This is a genomic window from Mesorhizobium sp. M7A.F.Ca.CA.003.01.2.1, assembly GCF_003998945.1.
In the GTDB taxonomy this organism is placed as follows: domain Bacteria; phylum Pseudomonadota; class Alphaproteobacteria; order Rhizobiales; family Rhizobiaceae; genus Mesorhizobium; species Mesorhizobium ciceri.
Genome location: NZ_RZRA01001136.1, coordinates 1 through 1,536 on the forward strand (window position 1 = coordinate 1; position 1,536 = coordinate 1,536).

A 1,536-nucleotide genomic window follows, 5' to 3' on the forward strand; every position below is an offset into this window, starting at 1 on the left:
TGCCGGGCTGGAGCGTAATGCCCGGCAGGTAGCGTGGATTTTCGCCGCGGTCGATCGCGGCGACGGTCTCCGGATCGCGCGCGTAAAGGCGGACGAAATGGCCGGCGCGCAGCATGGCCAAGGCCAAGGCAGTGCCCCAGGCGCCGCCGCCGAGCACGGCAACGCGCCAGCCGCTTGGCGCGGTGACGTTGCCGCTCATTGCCACCTCGTTCATGCCTTGGCTCCGCGCCGGCCGGAGCCGACCATCGGCGCCGAGATGCTGTCCAGCGGCCAGCGCGAGCGCGGCACGAAATCGAAGCCGTTCTCTTGCGCCATGCCCTCGCGCAGCCGCTCGATGCCGGCCCAGGCGATCATCGCCGCATTGTCGGTGCAAAGTTTCAGTGGCGGCGCAATGAAGGTGAAGCCGGTCTCGGCGCAGAGCCGCTCCAGCATGGTCTTGATCGTGCGGTTGGCGGCGACACCACCGGCAACGACGAGGGCTGGGTTCCTGGTGCCGGGAAATGTCTCGCGAAAGCGCGTCAGCGCGCGAGAAACACGGTCGGCCAGAGCATCGGCTACGGCCCCCTGGAACGAGGCGCAGATGTCGGCGACGTCCTGGTCGCTCAGCGGCGCAATGGCGCTCGCCGCCTGGCGCACGGCGGTCTTGAGGCCGGAGAAGGAGAAGTCGGGCTGGGCCGAGCCCTTCATCGGACGCGGAAAGGCAAAGCGCGAGGCGTTGCCGGCCTGTGCCGCCTTTTCGACATTCGGTCCGCCGGGATAGGGCAGGCCAAGCATCTTGGCCGTCTTGTCGAAGGCTTCGCCGAGCGCGTCGTCGATAGTCGTTGCCCAGCGCTGGTAGCCGCCGACACCCCGCACGGCGACGATTTGCGTATGGCCGCCGGAGACCAGCAGCAAGAGATAGGGAAAGTCGAGCCCGTCGGTCAGCCTTGCGGTCAGCGCATGGCCTTCGAGGTGGTTGATGGCGATCAGCGGCTTGTTCGCCGCCGCGGCGATTGCCTTGGCGGTCATCAGCCCGACGATCAGCCCGCCGACCAGGCCGGGGCCGGCGGTGGCGGCAATCGCGTCGATATCGGCTAGCGCCGTGCCCGAATCGGCAAGCGCCGCCTCGATGATGCCGTCCAGCGCCTCGACATGGGCGCGCGCGGCGATTTCCGGCACGACGCCGCCGAAAGCGGCATGCTCCTCGATCTGGCTGAGCACGATGTTGGACAGGATTTTTGGCGCGGCGTCGCCGTCGACGGCCACCACGCTGGCGGCGGTCTCGTCACAACTCGTCTCTATGCCCAGCACGCGGATCAATTCGTCGCTGTCCCTAAAGATTGTATCATGGGGTTTTCCCCGTTAGGAGAACCCCGGAAAAGCCTCGCTTGCCGGGGGGTTATCACGGACTGCGCGCCATGCAAACAATCTTGAGAATCGGAACACGCGGCAGCCCGCTGGCGCTGGCGCAGGCGCATGAAACGCAGGCGCGGCTGATGGCCGCGCATGGCATGCCGGCGGAGGCGTTCGAGGTGGTCGTCATCTCGACCAGCGGCG

The 1,536-nt window shown here is 67.5% G+C and carries 2 protein-coding genes and 1 pseudogene; 1 reads left to right on the forward strand and 2 read right to left on the reverse strand.

Going from position 1 to position 1,536, the window contains the following annotated elements; genetic code table 11:
• A partial coding sequence (locus tag EN969_RS30510) for an NAD(P)-binding domain-containing protein (RefSeq protein WP_164758640.1) occupies nt 1–214 on the reverse strand: 214 nt, incomplete at its 3' end.
• Entirely contained in the window at nt 211–1,296 is a 1,086-nt protein-coding gene (gene tsaD / locus EN969_RS30515; RefSeq protein WP_181172687.1) for a tRNA (adenosine(37)-N6)-threonylcarbamoyltransferase complex transferase subunit TsaD, read from the reverse strand. The genes EN969_RS30510 and tsaD, both read right to left, overlap by 4 nt.
• Nucleotides 1,297–1,397: 101 nt before the next feature.
• Here tsaD and EN969_RS30520 point away from each other — a divergent pair.
• Nucleotides 1,398–1,536, forward strand: a pseudogene (locus EN969_RS30520) (hydroxymethylbilane synthase); the annotation flags it as partial.